Below are 15999 nucleotides of genomic sequence, written 5' to 3' on the forward strand. Positions count from 1 at the left end.
TTATCCACCAAAGTCATCGAATCTGATATGTTCATCTGGGATACCAAAATCTTCTCCCATCTTTTGAACGGCTTGATTCATTAACGGTGGGCCACAGAAGTATAATTCTATATCTTCTGGAGCTTCATGATGGTTAAGATAGTTATCAATCACACAGTTATGAATAAATCCTACAAAACCATCACCTTCTTCATCGTTGATGTCTTTTTTAACTTTCCAATTATCTTCTTCTAATGGCTCTGATAATGCCATGTAGAACTTAAAGTTCGGAAAGTCTCTTTCTAATTCTCTAAAGTGATCTATATAAAATAATTCACGCTTAGAACGCCCACCATACCAATAGGTTACTTTACGCCCAGTCTTTAAGGTTTTAAATAAGTGATATAAGTGTGAGCGCATTGGTGCCATACCTGCACCCCCACCAACATAAAGCATTTCGCTCTCCGATTCATTGATGAAGAATTCACCATAAGGACCAGAAATCACCACCTTGTCTCCAGGTTTTTGAGCAAAAATATATGATGATGCTACACCAGGATTTACATTCATCCATTGGTTTTTTGCGCGATCCCATGGTGGAGTGGCAATACGTACGTTAAGCATAATCTCTCTACCTTCGGCTGGGTAAGAAGCCATGGAGTATGCGCGCTCTACAGTTTCTGTGTTTTTCATTACTAATGGCCAAAGACCAAACTTATCCCATTCTGCTTGAAACTTATCTGGTGTATCATGCTCTTCTGGGTGTGCGGTAATATCTATATCAGAATATTTAATTTCGCATGGTGGTATTTCAATCTGAATATAACCTCCCGCTTTGTAATTCATATCTTCAGGTATTTCAACAACAAACTCTTTAATAAAAGACGCAACATTATAGTTACGAACAACGGTTGCTTCCCATTTTTTAATACCAAATACTTCTTCGGGAATAGTAATTTCCATGTCTTGTTTGACTTTTACCTGACATGCTAAACGAGCACCATGCTGAAGTTCCTTTCTTGAGAAGTGAGGTGTTTCAGTAGGTAAAGCTTCTCCTCCGCCAGATAGTACGTGACATTCGCACTGAATGCATGTTCCACCACCACCACATGCAGACGGTAAGAATACTTTATTACTTCCTAATGTTGATAGTAGTGTCCCGCCTGAGGCTACTTCAATTTCTTTTTCGCCATTAATGAGTATTTTTACTGGTCCAGAAGGCGATAATTTTTGTTTTACAAATAATAATAATGCTACTAGTAATAGCGTCACCAACAAAAAGGCTCCAACAGTTGCTACTACAGTTCCGATTGTACTTGCGGCTAATATCATCATGCTCATCGATTACTTATTTATATTTTCTGCCAATTCTAAGTCAGACTCAGTTTTAGCATCTTCTTGTTTAACATCTTCTTCGATAACTTCTATTGCGGCAGATTTTTCTTCAGCTTTACCTTCGTCATCACCGCCTGTCAACATTCCACCAAAGCTCATAAATCCAATTGCCATTAGGCCAGTAATGATAAATGTAATACCTAAACCTCTTAATGCTGGAGGCACATTACTGTATCTAATTTTTTCACGAATTGCTGCTATAGCTAAAATTGCTAAAAACCAACCTATACCAGAACCTATTCCGTAGTTAAGTGCTAAGCCTAAAGTTGCTATTTCACGAGACTGCATAAATAAAGATCCACCTAAAATTGCACAGTTTACAGCAATTAATGGTAAAAATATACCTAAGGAGTTGTATAAGGAAGGTGAAAATTTCTCTACTATAATTTCTACCAACTGTACCATAGTTGCGATGGTAGCTATAAACATAATAAACGATAAGAAACTTAAATCGTAGCTTGCATACTCAGCACCTAACCAAGACAAGGCGCCTGGTTGTAAAATATACTGATCTAACAACCAGTTTAAAGGCACTGTTATTGCTAATACGAATATTACGGCAGCACCAAGGCCAACAGCTGTTGACACTTTCTTAGATACTGCTAGGTATGAACACATTCCTAAGAATGTAGCGAATACCATATTATCTATAAATATTGATTTAAAAAATAATTCTACGTGTTCCATATTCTTTTTAGTATTGAGTTTTGAGCAATTAGTTTTGAGAAATATAAATTCTCATTACTAGAATCTCATTACTACATTTAATCTTCTATTAATGCTTTATTCCTTGTACGCTGTACCCAAATAATAATACCAACTACAATCAGAGCCATTGGTGACAATAACATAAATCCATTATTCTCATAACCCAAAGCGTACAAACCTGTTTTCTCTATTGGATCTCCTAATACCGGAATTCCCAATAAAGTTCCTGACCCTAGGAGCTCTCTAAAGAATCCTACTATTATTAAGATAATTCCATAACCTAGCGCATTTCCTATACCATCTAAAAAAGATCTATAAGGACCGTTACCTAAAGCAAAGGCCTCAAAACGCCCCATAATGATACAGTTGGTAATGATAAGACCTACGAATACGGATAACGTTTTACTGAGTTCGTAGGCAAAGGCTTTTAAAACTAAATCCACTATGATCACTAATGTCGCTACAACAATTAGCTGTGCAATAATTCTAATTTTTGAAGGAATAATGTTTCTCATTAATGAAATAACAACATTCCCTACACCCATTACAAATAACACAGAGATAGACATTACAATTGATGCTTCTAACTCAGCGGTAATTGCAAGTGCCGAACAAATACCTAATACCTGAATAGTAATTGGATTATTATCTGTTAGTGGGTCTAATATTAATCTACTATCTTTTGCCATCGCTTATTTTCCTTTTAATGAATTAAAGTAAGGTAAGTATAATTTTAAATCTTTTTTAATCATTGCTGTTACACCGTCACCAGTTATTGTGGCACCAGCAATGGCATCCACCTCATTATCAGTTTTATCATTGTTTTTTGGGTCCGCATTACCTTTTGCAACTGTTATTCCTTTAAAGGCTCCGTTCTTAGTTAGCAGATGCTCACCGTAAAAGTCGTCCATAAAATAACGCTGCTTTATGTTAGCACCAAGACCTGGTGTTTCCCCTTTATGGTCAAAATAGGCACCTCTAACAATCATATCTTCGTCCATCGCTACATAACCCCAAATAGCATCCCAAAGTCCTTTACCATAGATTGGAGCTACATAGACGGTTTTTCCTTCTGGAGTTTTACCAACAAATAAAGGTAGCTTTCTGTTTCCACCAGCTTTTACACTTGCTTGCTGCTTCTTTACATCTATAAGGTATGGCTCCTGCTTAGTTTCTTCGTAATATTCATCCCTAGATTGTGTTTTAACAACCTTACCATTAGCATCAACTGTAATAACAATCTGATCAGTAACATTGGTATCAAAAGCCTCAGGTGCTTTGTCAGTAGAAATAAATACTGCACTTGTTTCGTCGTTCTCATTTATGCCCATGGCATAAAGAATATTTTGTTGCTTTTCTAACCTTTGGTTTTCGGTAATTTTTGGTTTTAATGTCGATGCTAAATATGCTAATAAGGCACCCACAACAATTACCATTCCAATAGCAAAAATAATTGTGTACGAATTTTTATCTGTTCTATTTTCCATAGTTATGCAACTTTCGCTTTTAATCGTTTCATTCGTTTCTTAACGTTTGCTTGTACCACATAATGGTCAATAGTCGGTGCAAATACATTCATTAATAAAATCGCTAAGAATACACCTTCTGGATATGCTGGGTTAAAGACGCGTATCATAATAGAAATAAATCCGATTAAAAAACCGTATATCCATTTTCCTTTATTTGTCTGAGATGCAGTTACAGGATCAGTTGCCATGTAAACGGCACCAAACAATATACTTCCAATGATAAGGTGTTGCCAAAATGGAACACTCATTAGTCCATAAAACTTACTTGTTTCACCAATCCAACCAGCATCGACAACTCCATTAAAGATTAGTCCCATAACTAATGCCCCAATCACTGTACTTAGCATTATTCTCCAGCTTCCTATTTTAGTAAAGATTAAAAATAGGGCACCTATAATAATTAAGAACTTTGAAGTCTCACCTACTGAACCAGGTATGATACCCCAGAACATATCTGCATAAGAGTATAGTTCTTCTGCTCTAGCACCATAAGTGGTTACCGTATCTGTTCCTGCTACAGTTAGCTCTTGTCCGGATTTAGCGTAATACCCTAACAAAGTTTCGCCAGAGATTGCATCTAAATTAGCGCCATTTGCAATGGCTTGATCGCGTTCTACAGCACCATGTACCCACACTTTATCTCCAGACATCCAAGTTGGATAAGCAAAGAATAAAAATGCTCTGATAGTTAACGCGGGATTAAGAATATTCATTCCCGTACCACCAAATACTTCTTTACCAATAATTACACCAAAAACTACAGCTACCGCTAACATCCACAATGGAATGTCTACTGGTACAATTAATGGTACTAGCATTCCTGTTACCAAGTAACCTTCTTCTACTTCATGCCCTTTAATTATGGCAAATACAAATTCTACAGCTAAGCCAACACCATAAGACACTACCACCAATGGCAGAACTTTCCAAAGACCAATAACAAAATTGTCCCATGTCCAGAAAGATGCGCCTAAAAATCCGTCAGCAGAGTCTATTAGACCTTGTGCCAAGTAGTGTTGATAACCAGCGTTAAACATACCAAATATTAAACATGGCACTAAAGCCATAATTACCGTATTCATGGTACGTTTAAGATCATCTGCCGCTTTTATATGAGTACCGTTATGCGTGGTCTCGTTTGGCATGTACAAAAAGGTAAAAAGAGCATTAAATCCTGGAAGCCACTTTTTATCTTTATTCTTCTCTTTAAAATTGTGTAAATTTTGTTTTAAACCCATTATCCTATCTCTTTAAGCATTAAGTCTAATCCTTCTCTTATTATTTTTTGATGTGGTTGTTTAGACACACAAATAAATTCTGTTAATGCAAAATCTTCTGGTGCTACTTCATACATACCTAACGCTTCCATTTCATCTAAATCTTTGTACATACAAGCTTTTAGAATTTGCATTGGATAGATATCTAAAGGAAATACCTCTTCGTAACTTCCCGTAACCACAAATGCACGATGCTCACCATTTGTATTTGTATTGAGATCATACTTTTTCTTTGGATTTAACCAAGAAAATGTTAGCGCTCTAGACGTTGATACCTTATCAAATACTGGCTTATTCCAACCGAAGAATTCATAATCATCACCTTCAGGTATCACAGTAATGGCGTTACTATAATAATCTAAAGCTCCATCTGGTGCTACTTTTTTTCCTGTTAAAACATTTCCTGAAATAATTCTGTCGTTACCATCTTTATCTACGCCATTATCATAAACCATAGTTGCCACTTCAGAACCAATTTTTGTTCTAAAATATCTAGGCTTTTTAACAGAAGAACCTGCAAGAGCTACAATACGCTCTGCATTAAACTTTCCTGTTAATAAAAGCTCACCGATAATTACTAAATCTTGTGCGTTGACTGTCCAAACAACTTCACCTTTGTTTATTGGGTCTACTTTATTAATTAAAGTACCAACATTACCTGAAGGATGTGGACCAGAAACTTTATGAGTAGTTACATTATCTAATCCTGCTAATGGAGAATTAGAACTTCCTACAGCAACATGAACGCTCCCTTCAGTAAGTTTGGAAAGTGCAGTAACAGCAGCTTGCAATTCTGCTTCTTTGCCTGCTAAGGTATAATCTAAATCAGCAGCTAAAGGTGCGCTAGCATACCCTGAAATGAAAATTCCTTTTGGAATGCTATTAGCTTTTGCCACAACATCGTATGGACGTTGCTTAATAAAAGCCCAACAACCAGATGCCAGTAGATGTGCTTTTAGTTTATCTGCATCAGATGACATATCAAACTTACCGTGATCTACATAAAATTGTTCTTTGTCTGCAGTAATTTTTATTGCGTCGATACGACGTCTTGGACCACGCTGTATTTCAGTTATCTCGCCCGAAACAGGTGAAACAAACTTCATGTCCTCCATGTCCTTGTTGTAAAACAGCGTTTCACCCGCTTTTACACGTGTACCTTCTTTAGCAACAAGTTTTGGGATAATACTGTGGAAATCTTCTGGTCTGATATAATAAAAATTACTAACAATAGCATTTTCGGTTGTTTTCTCAGCTTCGCCGACTAGTTTTATATCTAAACCTTTTTTTATTCTGATGTCTTTTGACATATAGTTAAAGATTAGTTATCTAAAAATCCGTGCAAATTTAAGAATTAAAGAGCAATTTATTTTCAATTTAACATCAACATTTTTATTTATAATCATTATAAATAACTCTTATGCATTGAGGCACAGATTTTGATTATATTTATAGTATCTTACTTTTACCAGATGAATACAAAACAACTTTTCTATATTTTGTGCTTTCTTAGCATCCCTACAATTTTATTTGCGCAAGCAGAAGAAGTTAGTCCTCCAGATTTTATTAAAACAATTACCTTTAAAAGTAACACCACTCAGGGTCAGTTACCTGTTTTAAAACTAGGAGAACCTTTGGTTTTAGAATTTGACGCACTTAATGCCAATGAAGAAGACTTTTATTATGTGATTGAGCATTTTAACTTTGATTGGACACCTTCAGTTCTTGCTAAGGCAGAGTATATGAGAGGATTAGACAATCAACGTATATTGGAATATTATAACTCTTTTAATACTTACCAAGTGTATTCGCACTATAAATTACAAATCCCTAATATTCAAACCAGAGCATTATTAAAGAGTGGCAACTACATGATATCTATATATGACGAATATGATGAACTAATGTTCAGCAGAAAATTCATGATATATGAAGACTTGGTTAATGTTGGTGTTAGAGTAAAACGCTCTAGAGATGTAAGAGTTATTGAAGAAAAACAATCGGTTGACCTTACAATTTCTACAAGTAGCATCAATTTTAATAATCCTCTTGAGACTATTAAAACTGTAATCATTCAAAACAACAACCTCAACACTTCAATTTCAGATTTAAAGCCACAATACACACTTGGTAACGAGCTAATATATCGTTACGATACTGAGTCTGCTTTTTGGGGAAGTAACGAGTTTTTATGGTTTGAAAATAAGGATGTAAGAGTATCTAATGTAGGTGTTCAGTTTATTGACCTAAAAGATATTTACCAAACTTACTTGTACCCAAATGCGCCTAGAGTAGGAAGACCTTACACCTACAACCCAGATTTAAATGGCAATTTTCAGGTAACAGCATTAGACCGAACAGACGTAGACATCGAAGCAGACTACACCATGGTGCATTTTTCATTAGTACAGGATGAATTAATCGGAAAAGACATTCATGTATATGGTAATTTTAATGCATTTGCCATTGAACCGCTGACCAGAATGGAATATAATTCTGAAAAAGGTGCATACGAAACAAACTTTAGGTTAAAACAAGGATTTTATAATTATAAGTATGTTGTTGTAGATAGTGAGACAGGTGAACTTGATGAAGGTGCTATTAGTGGCGATTACTGGCAAACCGAAAACAACTACAAGACTTTAGTGTATTACAGAGATTTAGGAGCGAGATATGACAGGCTCATCGGTTACGGAGAAGCTACCTCTGTAGATATTTCTAATTAGGATGAAAAATATTATAATATTAATTTCATTCGGATTTTTGAATTATGTGTTTCTTGCAAACTACACCAATGGCAAAGATAATGGTGAATACCAAGGTAATTTATTGGGTACAGTCGAAGGCTCTAATGAAAGTTTAGATATTTTCTTTCATGGGGATTTCAACCAAAAAATCGATATTAAATTTGTTTCCAAAGACAATAAAATTAATAATTGCTTATCAGAAATTATTAGTGAGAAACCAAAGGTCAGTAGTTTTGAGTTTTTCTGGGATCTCGAGAAACTAGAGTATTTTGAAATAGAAAAGTCCTGTATTGGCAATATTGTCATAGAAATTGACAAAAACTCTGTTAAAGAAAACACGGATTTAAAATGCGACCATTTTGATTGTGTTAACTTTGAGTTTAAGGGCAATTTGATAATTACAAATGATAAAACAATTAAAAAAGCTAAAATGAATTTTCTTCTTAAATTATATTTATAATTTTTGCCTTTAAAGCCCCATAGACACAAAACTCTTAAAAGTATCGTATCCTAACTTTTTATCAACCAACTTTCCTAAACCATCATCAAAAGTAAGACTTTGCGCTATTGGCCTTGCGTAAACATGAAGACTTAATGCTCTACTTTTAGTACTATTTCCTAATCTATGAAATCCATCATGTCCCTCAGATTTAGAAATTCCATTTGGTTTTAAAATCTGAGATGATTTATGTTTTAATTGCCCAGAATCATCCAACTCATAAAAATCCTCTTCCAACTCACCTTCTAATAAGTAGACCCAACAATCTTCGCCGCCATGATTGTGAATAGCCGTTTTTTGTTCTTTATCCCAACAAATCAAAATCAGCTCAAAATTTTCATCCTTATAAAAACAGTTTCTTGTGTAACTATGGGTTTTCCAATTTTCTATTTCAGAAAAGTCTACATCCTGAAAATTGAAATTTAAGAGAATATCTGTGTAATCTTCTTTGGAAGAATGCGACAATACATTAACAAGTGAATGAATATGTTCCTGAGTACTCAATATTTAGAGAAATAATTCTTTAATATCGAAAATAGGAATAAATTTATCCTGAGCAAAATTTTGAAATCAATCTAATGCAAAAAGACCTCAATATTTTCATAGAACTCGCTGAACTGTTATTAGCTGAAGAATATAAACAACCAGTAGCCAAACAAATTACTACTTCTAGTCTATACGATGCATTAGACTTATCATTAGATGATGAAGGCATGGCTGATGAGACCCTAATTAACAATCTGAAAACCATCGTAAAAAGCACGCCCAAAACAGCTTCAAAATCCTTTTTTAATCAACTCTTTGGAGGAAGAATCGGCAAAGCAACTTTAGGTGATCTATTAGCCGTAATGCTCAACAACAGCATGTATACTTACAAGGTTGCAGGACCACAAGTTGGTATAGAAAAACAAGTTCTGAAAAACATCTCTAAACTAGCAGGATATCCAGAAAAAAGCGATGGTACTTTTGCACCAGGTGGTTCTATGAGTAATATGATGGCACTTATTATGGCAAGAGATGCCAAAAATGAATCTATTAGAGCTAAAGGGCTTTCATCAAAAATGATTGTTTACACTTCTGCTGAGTCCCATTATTCCATAGCAAAAAATGCAGCCTTAACTGGTATTGGACGGGAGCAGCTACGTCTTGTTAAAACCAACGACAAAGGTGAGATGCTCGCCAATCATTTAGAAACTTTGATTAAAGAAGACCTCAAAAACAACCACATACCATTCTTTGTAAATGCTACTGCAGGTACAACTGTGCTGGGCGCTTTTGATGATATTTCAACCTTAAGTCCTATATGCAAAACCTACCACCTTTGGCTTCATGTTGATGGTGCTTATTGTGGTAGTGTTATTTTTAGCAAAAAATACAAACATCTGGTAAATGGTCTCAAAAATTCCGATTCGTTTAGTGTTAACGCACATAAAATGCTTGGCACACCTTTAAGCTGCTCTATTATCGTTACAAAACACCCTGGGCAACTGCACCATTCATTTTCAAACGAAGCAGATTATTTATACCAAACCGATGGAGATGACTTTAACCTAGGTAAAACCTCAATGCAATGTGGTAGACGCAATGATGCTCTTAAAATATGGACATTATGGAAATCCATCGGCACCAAAGGACTAGAAAAAATTGTTGACAAGCAGTTTGAAATGGCTGAAATCGTCAGAGATTACATCAAACAAAATAAAGATTATAAACTTTACAGTTTTGATGATTCTATTTCAGTTTGCTTTAACTATAAAGACATAGACCCAAAAGAATTATGTACTGCGTTATACGAAGATGCACAACTCATGGTAGGTTTTGGCTCCTATAAAAACGAACAATTTGTACGCATGGTAACCATAAATAGTGTCTTGGAAAAAGCAGACATTTTAGCCTTTTTTAGAACTTTGGAGGCCTATGTAGACGAAAAAATGTTAAAAATACCTACGTCTTAACTTAAAATTTACGACTTGATTAAAATTTTATCTTATTTTAGCAAGTACAACGCTCAAAAAATCTATGGTACAACAAGTTACAAGCGGTATTAAAATTTCAGTCGAAACCAATTTTGAAGGCACTTTTTATAAAAATTATAAAGTGCATTTTGCTTTTGGTTATAAGGTAACTATTGAAAACCAAAGTAAAGATTCTGTTCAGTTACATTCTCGCCATTGGAAAATCCTTGACGCCCTTAATAACGAAGAGATTATTGAAGGTGAAGGTGTTATTGGAAAAAAACCTGTACTTAAACCAGGTGAAAAGCACACTTATAATTCTGGTTGCCTACTAACCTCTCCTTTTGGCGCTATGCAAGGCCATTACAATATGGTAAACTTTACAAAAGCCAGTAAGTTCAAAGTATATATTCCTTCGTTTAAATTGAGTGCTCCTTTTGCGCTTAATTAGGTTTCGACTGCGCTCAATCTGACATATAATTTTTTATAAGATTAAATCTATATTTCTTACCCTCTTGTTCTATATTAAAAAACAAACAATTTGAATAATGAACAAACTGATAGTCTTTAGAAATATCAAAGCTATCATCATTCACTTTGTAAATACCGTCACAGTCCATATTCCCATAAGGTGAAATCCTTCTAAAACGAAACTCAGAATCGTGTCCTAAATCGTGTAATTCAAACCAGGCACCTGCAGCAATACCACTCAGCCATTGCGCATGTTCTTTCTTAACCTCATTGTGTTTTGGTTTTAGCGTTCCAACCAAACTTGGGTTATAACCTTTTAGCCTATCTAAAAACAACCTCCTATTTTCTCTGCTAACGGTAGATTTAAATTCAGATATAACACCTTTTTCATTTACCAAATGGACAAAATCTTCAGTATCTGCAATAACAACGTTGCCAATAGTACTTGGCGTGAACCATTTAGATCGCAGTAGTTGTCTCTTAATTTTCACATCTAAAACACCTGCTATTAATGCATCAGTTACAAACCTAGCACAATTACAAGCCTCTTTTATAAATGCCGCATACCTAATAAAGCCTTTAGCTTGCATGATATCGATATGATTTCGGGCTGACTCATAATTCACGGCACTACAAACCGATGCATACAAATGACCATCTCCATGTGTCAGTTTAGGGTTCACAGCTAATAACTCAAGAATTTCATCTAAGTTTTTAATTGTATTGTCTTCAATTTTTGCTTTTAGAGGAAAATTCAATTCAAAGTCCGTCTCTCGTCCTCTAACACGTCCATTGGGTTCTGAGGTGATGTATCTTCCAAAATCATGATACTCTAAAACACCTGTTTCTTTATGAATTAACACCATGGCTGCGTGTCCAGCTCTCACATGATTTTTATTGCCGATTGAAAGGTATTTTAAATACTTAGAATACCATTCGTCTGCATGAGACACAATAGTTTCAGGATAAGCAAGGGTTAAAATAAAGGCATCAGTTTTCAACATAGGTCTTTGTAGAAAATTTTAACGGCAACTTACAAAAAATATGGATGTAAGTTTCACAGAACTATAACGTTTGAAACCAAATTTCTACTTTAAAAATTGTACCTTTGCACTTTCAAAAATTCAAACAAAAACAATCATATTATGTCAAAAGGATTCTTTAATGTACCTGTAGCGGTTAATGAGCCTGTAAAGTCTTATGCACCAGGCTCACCAGAGCGTAAAGCTGTAGCCGAAACTTACAAAGCTATGTTTAACAGCAAAGTAGAAGTCCCTTTATATATTAACGGAAAAGATGTAAAAACTGGAAACACCAGAACAATGTCTCCTCCTCACGACCATCAACATATCGTTGGCGAATACCATTTAGCTGAGAAATCGCACGTTGAAGAAGCCATTGCTACAGCATTAGAAGCTCGTAAGACTTGGTCTCAATTACCTTGGGAACAACGTGCTGGTATTTTTCTTAAAGCTGCAGAATTAATTGCTGGTCCATACAGAGCAAAAATTAATGCTGCAACTATGATTGCACAGTCTAAAACAATCCACCAGGCAGAGATTGATTCTGCATGTGAGCTTATAGACTTTTTACGTTTTAATGTACAGTTTATGACTGATATCTACATGGAGCAACCAGAAAGCACAAGCGATGCTTGGAACCGTGTAGAATATCGTCCACTTGAAGGTTTTACTTATGCTGTAACACCTTTTAACTTTACTGCAATTGCTGGCAACTTACCTGCATGTATGGCATTAATGGGTAATGTTGTTGTATGGAAACCAAGTGACAGCCAAATATACTCTGCTAAAGTAATTATGGATGTATTTAAAGAAGCAGGTGTACCAGATGGTGTAATTAATGTTGTATTTGGGGATCCTGTAATGATTACCAATACTGTTTTAGCTAGTCCAGATTTTTCTGGTTTACACTTCACAGGTTCTACATTTATATTTAAGGAACTTTGGAAACAAATTGGAGAGAACATCCACAATTATAAAACATACCCAAGAATTGTTGGAGAAACAGGTGGAAAAGATTTCATCGTAGCTCACAAATCCGCTAATGCTAAGCAAGTAGCAACTGCTATCTCTCGTGGTGCTTTTGAATTCCAAGGTCAAAAATGTAGTGCTGCATCTAGAGCATACATTCCAAAAGGCATTTGGGCAGATGTTAAAAACTATGTGTTAGAAGACATTGCTTCTTTTAAAATGGGTTCTCCTGAAGATATGAGCAACTTTATCACTGCTGTAATCCACGAAGGTTCATTTGATAAATTAGCTAAATATATAGATCAAGCGAAAGCTGATAGTGATGCTGAAATTATTGCTGGTGGTAATTACGATAAATCTAAAGGGTATTTTATTGAACCAACAGTTATTGTAACTACAAATCCAAAATACACTACGATGTGTACAGAGTTATTTGGTCCAGTAATAACTATATATGTTTACGAAGACGATGCCTATTCAGAGACTTTAAAACTTGTTGATGAAACAAGTGAATATGCTTTAACTGGTGCGATTTTAGCCACTGAGCGTTATGCTATAGACGAAGCAACTACAGCATTACAAAATTCGGCTGGTAACTTCTACATTAACGATAAGCCAACTGGTGCTGTTGTTGGCCAGCAACCATTTGGTGGTGCCAGAGCTTCTGGAACAAATGATAAAGCTGGTAGTGCTCAAAACTTATTGCGTTGGGTATCTCCAAGGTTAATTAAAGAGACATTTGTAACTCCAACAGATTACAGATATCCTTTCTTAGGCTAACCAGTATAACAAACTGAATTACAAATCCTTAAGAGCCTTGTGCTTTTAAGGATTTTTTTTGCTTTTGGTAGAATATAACATTGAATTTAGCAATTGCCTTTTGAAACTTTGTATCTTTTAAGTCTAAAATCAAAAACTCCCTCAATATGAAGAAATTTTACATTTTAATTTTATTAATTGTTCCCGCTTTAGTTATAGCTCAAACTTCCTTCACTTCGAGTATAACACCAGATTTATCAGCTTATGGTGAAGCAAACAACTATCCTGGTGAAGGTGAATATCAAATTTTTCTAGATACTGATGATGGTATTTTAGACAAACCTATCATTGTAGTTGACGGCTTTGACCCAACAGATTCAAGAGACATTCCTGGACTATACAGTTTATTGGATTTTACTGGCAGTTCTGGTTCCCAAAACTTAGCAGACTTAGTAAGAGCTGAAGGTTTTGATGTTATTATCTTAAACTTCCCTGTTTATGTAAGAGCTGCTGATGGCGCAACAATAGATGGTGGTACTGACTTTATAGAACGTAATGCCATGCTACTTGTAGAACTTTTGGACATTATAAACACCTCAAAGGCTAGTGCAAGTAACCCTGAGCAAAACGTTATCATAGGTCCAAGCATGGGTGGATTAATATCTCGTTATGCCTTAAATTACATGGAGGCTAACATGCTAGATGCCGATACGAGACTATATATGTCTTTTGATTCTCCTCATCATGGCGCTAATGTTCCAATAGGTTTACAGCATCAATTAAATTTTCTTGCTAATAATGGCACACAACCAATTGCAGAGGTACAACCACTCATAGATTCTTTTTTAAAATCTTCAGCCGCAAGACAGTTATTAGTTGATCATTTTGAAGCGCACCTTCAATCTGGAAGTTCTGTAAACTTTGATCCTGCTCTAACCTTGCCTCAACCGCATCCTTTTAGAACTCAATTTGTGAGCAACATCAACAGTTTTAATACTTCAGGATTTCCCGAGAATACAAGAAAGGTTGCAATAATAAATGGTAGTGGCATTGGGAGTTCATATTTTGCAATGGGTAATAGCGGACCTACAGTTACAAATGGATATTCTGTAATTAATACTAGCTTAAGCGTTCCTGCGGGTATTTTCACAGCAATTGTTAATATCGAAATAAACTTTACACCAGCAGCTGGTATAACATCTACAGTAAGTGATATTTCCATCTCTCTTTTTGGAGTTGAAGTAGAAGGGTCTGAAGCAAGTAGTCAGTCATTTTCTTATTCTGATGGTGTAGACTCAGCACCAGGTGGGCTTTTTGATCTGGCAGCTTTAACTGGTGATATTGCCTCTGGAGGTGGTACAGCAGGCGATTTTGTGAATGCTTTACAAATCGATAAATTCAATTTCATCCCTTCCGTAAGTGGACTTGCATTAGAAATCACAGATGATGAAATAGATTGGCATCACGATATTAATCTGGCTGGTCGTGGAACAACAAACATCACACCTTTTGATAATACATTTTTACCAGATGACAATGAGCCTCATGTTCAGTTAACTGAGGATAACGTAGCTTTTGCACTTTCTGAAATCTTAACAATACCATTGAGTAATACAGATAATGACGCATACTCATTTCAACTGGAAAGTAATCCTATAAAAGACGAAATTGTTCTTCTTTCTAACACTGAATCAAATGCATCAATACAAGTTATGGATGTTTCAGGGAAGGTAATTTATAACACTTCAATATTATTGAATAATAGAACTACAATTCCTGTAAATCTAGCTTCAGGGTTTTACATATTGAATGTAAATTCAGAAAATAATACTAGCTTCACAACTAAGTTTATCGCTGACTAATTTAATTGTAGCATAAAAAAGAGGCTGTCTAAAAAGTCTGAAAATCTGTCATTCTGAATTTATTTCAGAATCTTAATAAGCAGATTTTTAGTTTGTTTTAGAATCTGAAACCAGTTCAGATTGACAAAACACTGACTTTTTAGACAGCCTCTTTATTTAGTTATGCTTAAGTGGTAAATGAATCACTTTTTTAGTCTCAAAGAATTCTTCTTCAAAATAATCTGATAATAAATAGGCTTTAACTGTGGTGTATTGCTTTAACTCTTCTGTTAGATCACCACCTTTTAAATACAAAATCCCATTCTTTAATTCATTTCTCTGCTTTTTCGCAGTTTTACCTTTTACCCATTTTGTAAACTCTGGCATAGCTGTAACGGCTCTACTTACAATAAAATCGCAAGTTTCAGTAATAGCCTCTACTCTACTATGTGTTGTTCTTACATTAGTTAAGTCAATAGCTTCACAAACCGCATTAATAACTTTCAATTTTTTATTAATACTATCTACTAAATGAAATTGACAATTAGGAAACATAATAGCCAAAGGCACACCAGGAAAACCACCTCCGGTACCAACATCTAAGATTGAGGAACCATCTGCAAACTGTATCACCTTAGCAATACCGAGAGAATGTAACACATGTCTAAGATAGAGCTCGTCAATATCTTTGCGAGACACCACATTTATTTTTGAATTCCAATCTTTATATAATGCTTCAAGAGCTGCAAATTGTTCAATCTGATGTTCGGTTAAATCAGGAAAATATTTTAGAATTAAATCCATCTATTACAATTTGTGCAAAAATAACTATTTTAGTGTGCATAAAT

15 protein-coding genes are annotated in these 15999 nt (G+C 35.1%); 6 read left to right on the forward strand and 9 right to left on the reverse strand.

The window, feature by feature from the left end; translation table 11 throughout:
- From nqrF to FC091_RS05780, 6 genes are all read right to left on the reverse strand, one after another.
- Complete coding sequence (nqrF, locus tag FC091_RS05755) at positions 1 to 1311, reverse strand: NADH:ubiquinone reductase (Na(+)-transporting) subunit F (RefSeq protein ID WP_138433390.1); 1311 nt, start codon at positions 1309 to 1311, stop codon at positions 1 to 3.
- A 12-nt stretch (positions 1312 to 1323) separates the two neighbouring features.
- A complete protein-coding gene (nqrE, locus tag FC091_RS05760; protein WP_138433322.1) occupies positions 1324 to 2061 on the reverse strand; it encodes an NADH:ubiquinone reductase (Na(+)-transporting) subunit E in 738 nt (245 codons plus the stop codon).
- Between the two features lie 77 nt (positions 2062 to 2138).
- The gene (locus tag FC091_RS05765; RefSeq protein WP_076617716.1) at positions 2139 to 2771 is read right to left on the reverse strand and encodes an NADH:ubiquinone reductase (Na(+)-transporting) subunit D; all 633 of its coding nucleotides are present in this window, start codon (positions 2769 to 2771) and stop codon (positions 2139 to 2141) included.
- Positions 2772 to 2774: 3 nt separating this feature from the next.
- Positions 2775 to 3569, reverse strand: a complete 795-nt coding sequence (locus FC091_RS05770) for a Na(+)-translocating NADH-quinone reductase subunit C (RefSeq protein ID WP_138433323.1) — start codon at positions 3567 to 3569, stop codon at positions 2775 to 2777.
- A gap of 2 nt (positions 3570 to 3571) precedes the next feature.
- Positions 3572 to 4849 (reverse strand): NADH:ubiquinone reductase (Na(+)-transporting) subunit B, encoded by a 1278-nt coding sequence (locus tag FC091_RS05775; protein WP_138433324.1) that lies wholly within the window; start codon positions 4847 to 4849, stop codon positions 3572 to 3574.
- Positions 4849 to 6198 carry a Na(+)-translocating NADH-quinone reductase subunit A gene (locus tag FC091_RS05780; RefSeq protein ID WP_138433325.1) on the reverse strand — a complete coding sequence of 450 codons (1350 nt, stop codon included), beginning with the start codon at positions 6196 to 6198 and terminating at the stop codon, positions 4849 to 4851. Before FC091_RS05780 ends, FC091_RS05775 begins: the two co-directional genes overlap by 1 nt.
- 162 nt (positions 6199 to 6360) lie before the next feature.
- Between FC091_RS05780 and FC091_RS05785 the strand changes: the two genes are divergently transcribed.
- The gene (locus tag FC091_RS05785) at positions 6361 to 7614 is read left to right on the forward strand and encodes a type IX secretion system plug protein (RefSeq protein WP_138433326.1); all 1254 of its coding nucleotides are present in this window, start codon (positions 6361 to 6363) and stop codon (positions 7612 to 7614) included.
- Between the two features lies 1 nt (position 7615).
- Positions 7616 to 8095, forward strand: coding sequence for a hypothetical protein (locus tag FC091_RS05790; protein WP_138433327.1), 480 nt, complete (start codon positions 7616 to 7618; stop codon positions 8093 to 8095).
- Between the two features lie 9 nt (positions 8096 to 8104).
- On the opposite strand, the gene FC091_RS05795 is transcribed toward FC091_RS05790, so the two are convergent.
- Positions 8105 to 8638 (reverse strand): cysteine dioxygenase, encoded by a 534-nt coding sequence (locus FC091_RS05795; protein WP_171032471.1) that lies wholly within the window; start codon positions 8636 to 8638, stop codon positions 8105 to 8107.
- A gap of 74 nt (positions 8639 to 8712) precedes the next feature.
- On the opposite strand from FC091_RS05795, the gene FC091_RS05800 reads away from it, so the two are divergent.
- Complete coding sequence (locus FC091_RS05800; RefSeq protein ID WP_138433329.1) at positions 8713 to 10089, forward strand: pyridoxal phosphate-dependent decarboxylase family protein; 1377 nt, start codon at positions 8713 to 8715, stop codon at positions 10087 to 10089.
- Positions 10090 to 10153: 64 nt separating this feature from the next.
- Positions 10154 to 10540 carry a Co2+/Mg2+ efflux protein ApaG gene (apaG, locus tag FC091_RS05805; RefSeq protein ID WP_076617735.1) on the forward strand — a complete coding sequence of 129 codons (387 nt, stop codon included), beginning with the start codon at positions 10154 to 10156 and terminating at the stop codon, positions 10538 to 10540.
- A 13-nt stretch (positions 10541 to 10553) separates the two neighbouring features.
- Here apaG and FC091_RS05810 read toward each other — a convergent pair whose 3' ends face one another.
- Entirely contained in the window at positions 10554 to 11564 is a 1011-nt protein-coding gene (locus FC091_RS05810) for a DUF6695 family protein (protein WP_138433330.1), read from the reverse strand.
- Between the two features lie 141 nt (positions 11565 to 11705).
- On the opposite strand from FC091_RS05810, the gene pruA reads away from it, so the two are divergent.
- Entirely contained in the window at positions 11706 to 13331 is a 1626-nt protein-coding gene (pruA, locus tag FC091_RS05815; RefSeq protein WP_138433331.1) for an L-glutamate gamma-semialdehyde dehydrogenase, read from the forward strand.
- 146 nt (positions 13332 to 13477) lie between these two features.
- The gene (locus FC091_RS05820; RefSeq protein WP_138433332.1) at positions 13478 to 15172 is read left to right on the forward strand and encodes a T9SS type A sorting domain-containing protein; all 1695 of its coding nucleotides are present in this window, start codon (positions 13478 to 13480) and stop codon (positions 15170 to 15172) included.
- 156 nt (positions 15173 to 15328) lie between these two features.
- Here the strand turns inward: FC091_RS05820 and rsmG are convergent, their stop codons facing one another.
- The gene (rsmG, locus tag FC091_RS05825) at positions 15329 to 15955 is read right to left on the reverse strand and encodes a 16S rRNA (guanine(527)-N(7))-methyltransferase RsmG (RefSeq protein ID WP_138433333.1); all 627 of its coding nucleotides are present in this window, start codon (positions 15953 to 15955) and stop codon (positions 15329 to 15331) included.
- Positions 15956 to 15999 lie beyond the last annotated feature (44 nt).

Origin of the sequence: Winogradskyella algicola (genome assembly GCF_005869935.1) — a bacterium.
In the GTDB taxonomy this organism is placed as follows: domain Bacteria; phylum Bacteroidota; class Bacteroidia; order Flavobacteriales; family Flavobacteriaceae; genus Winogradskyella; species Winogradskyella algicola.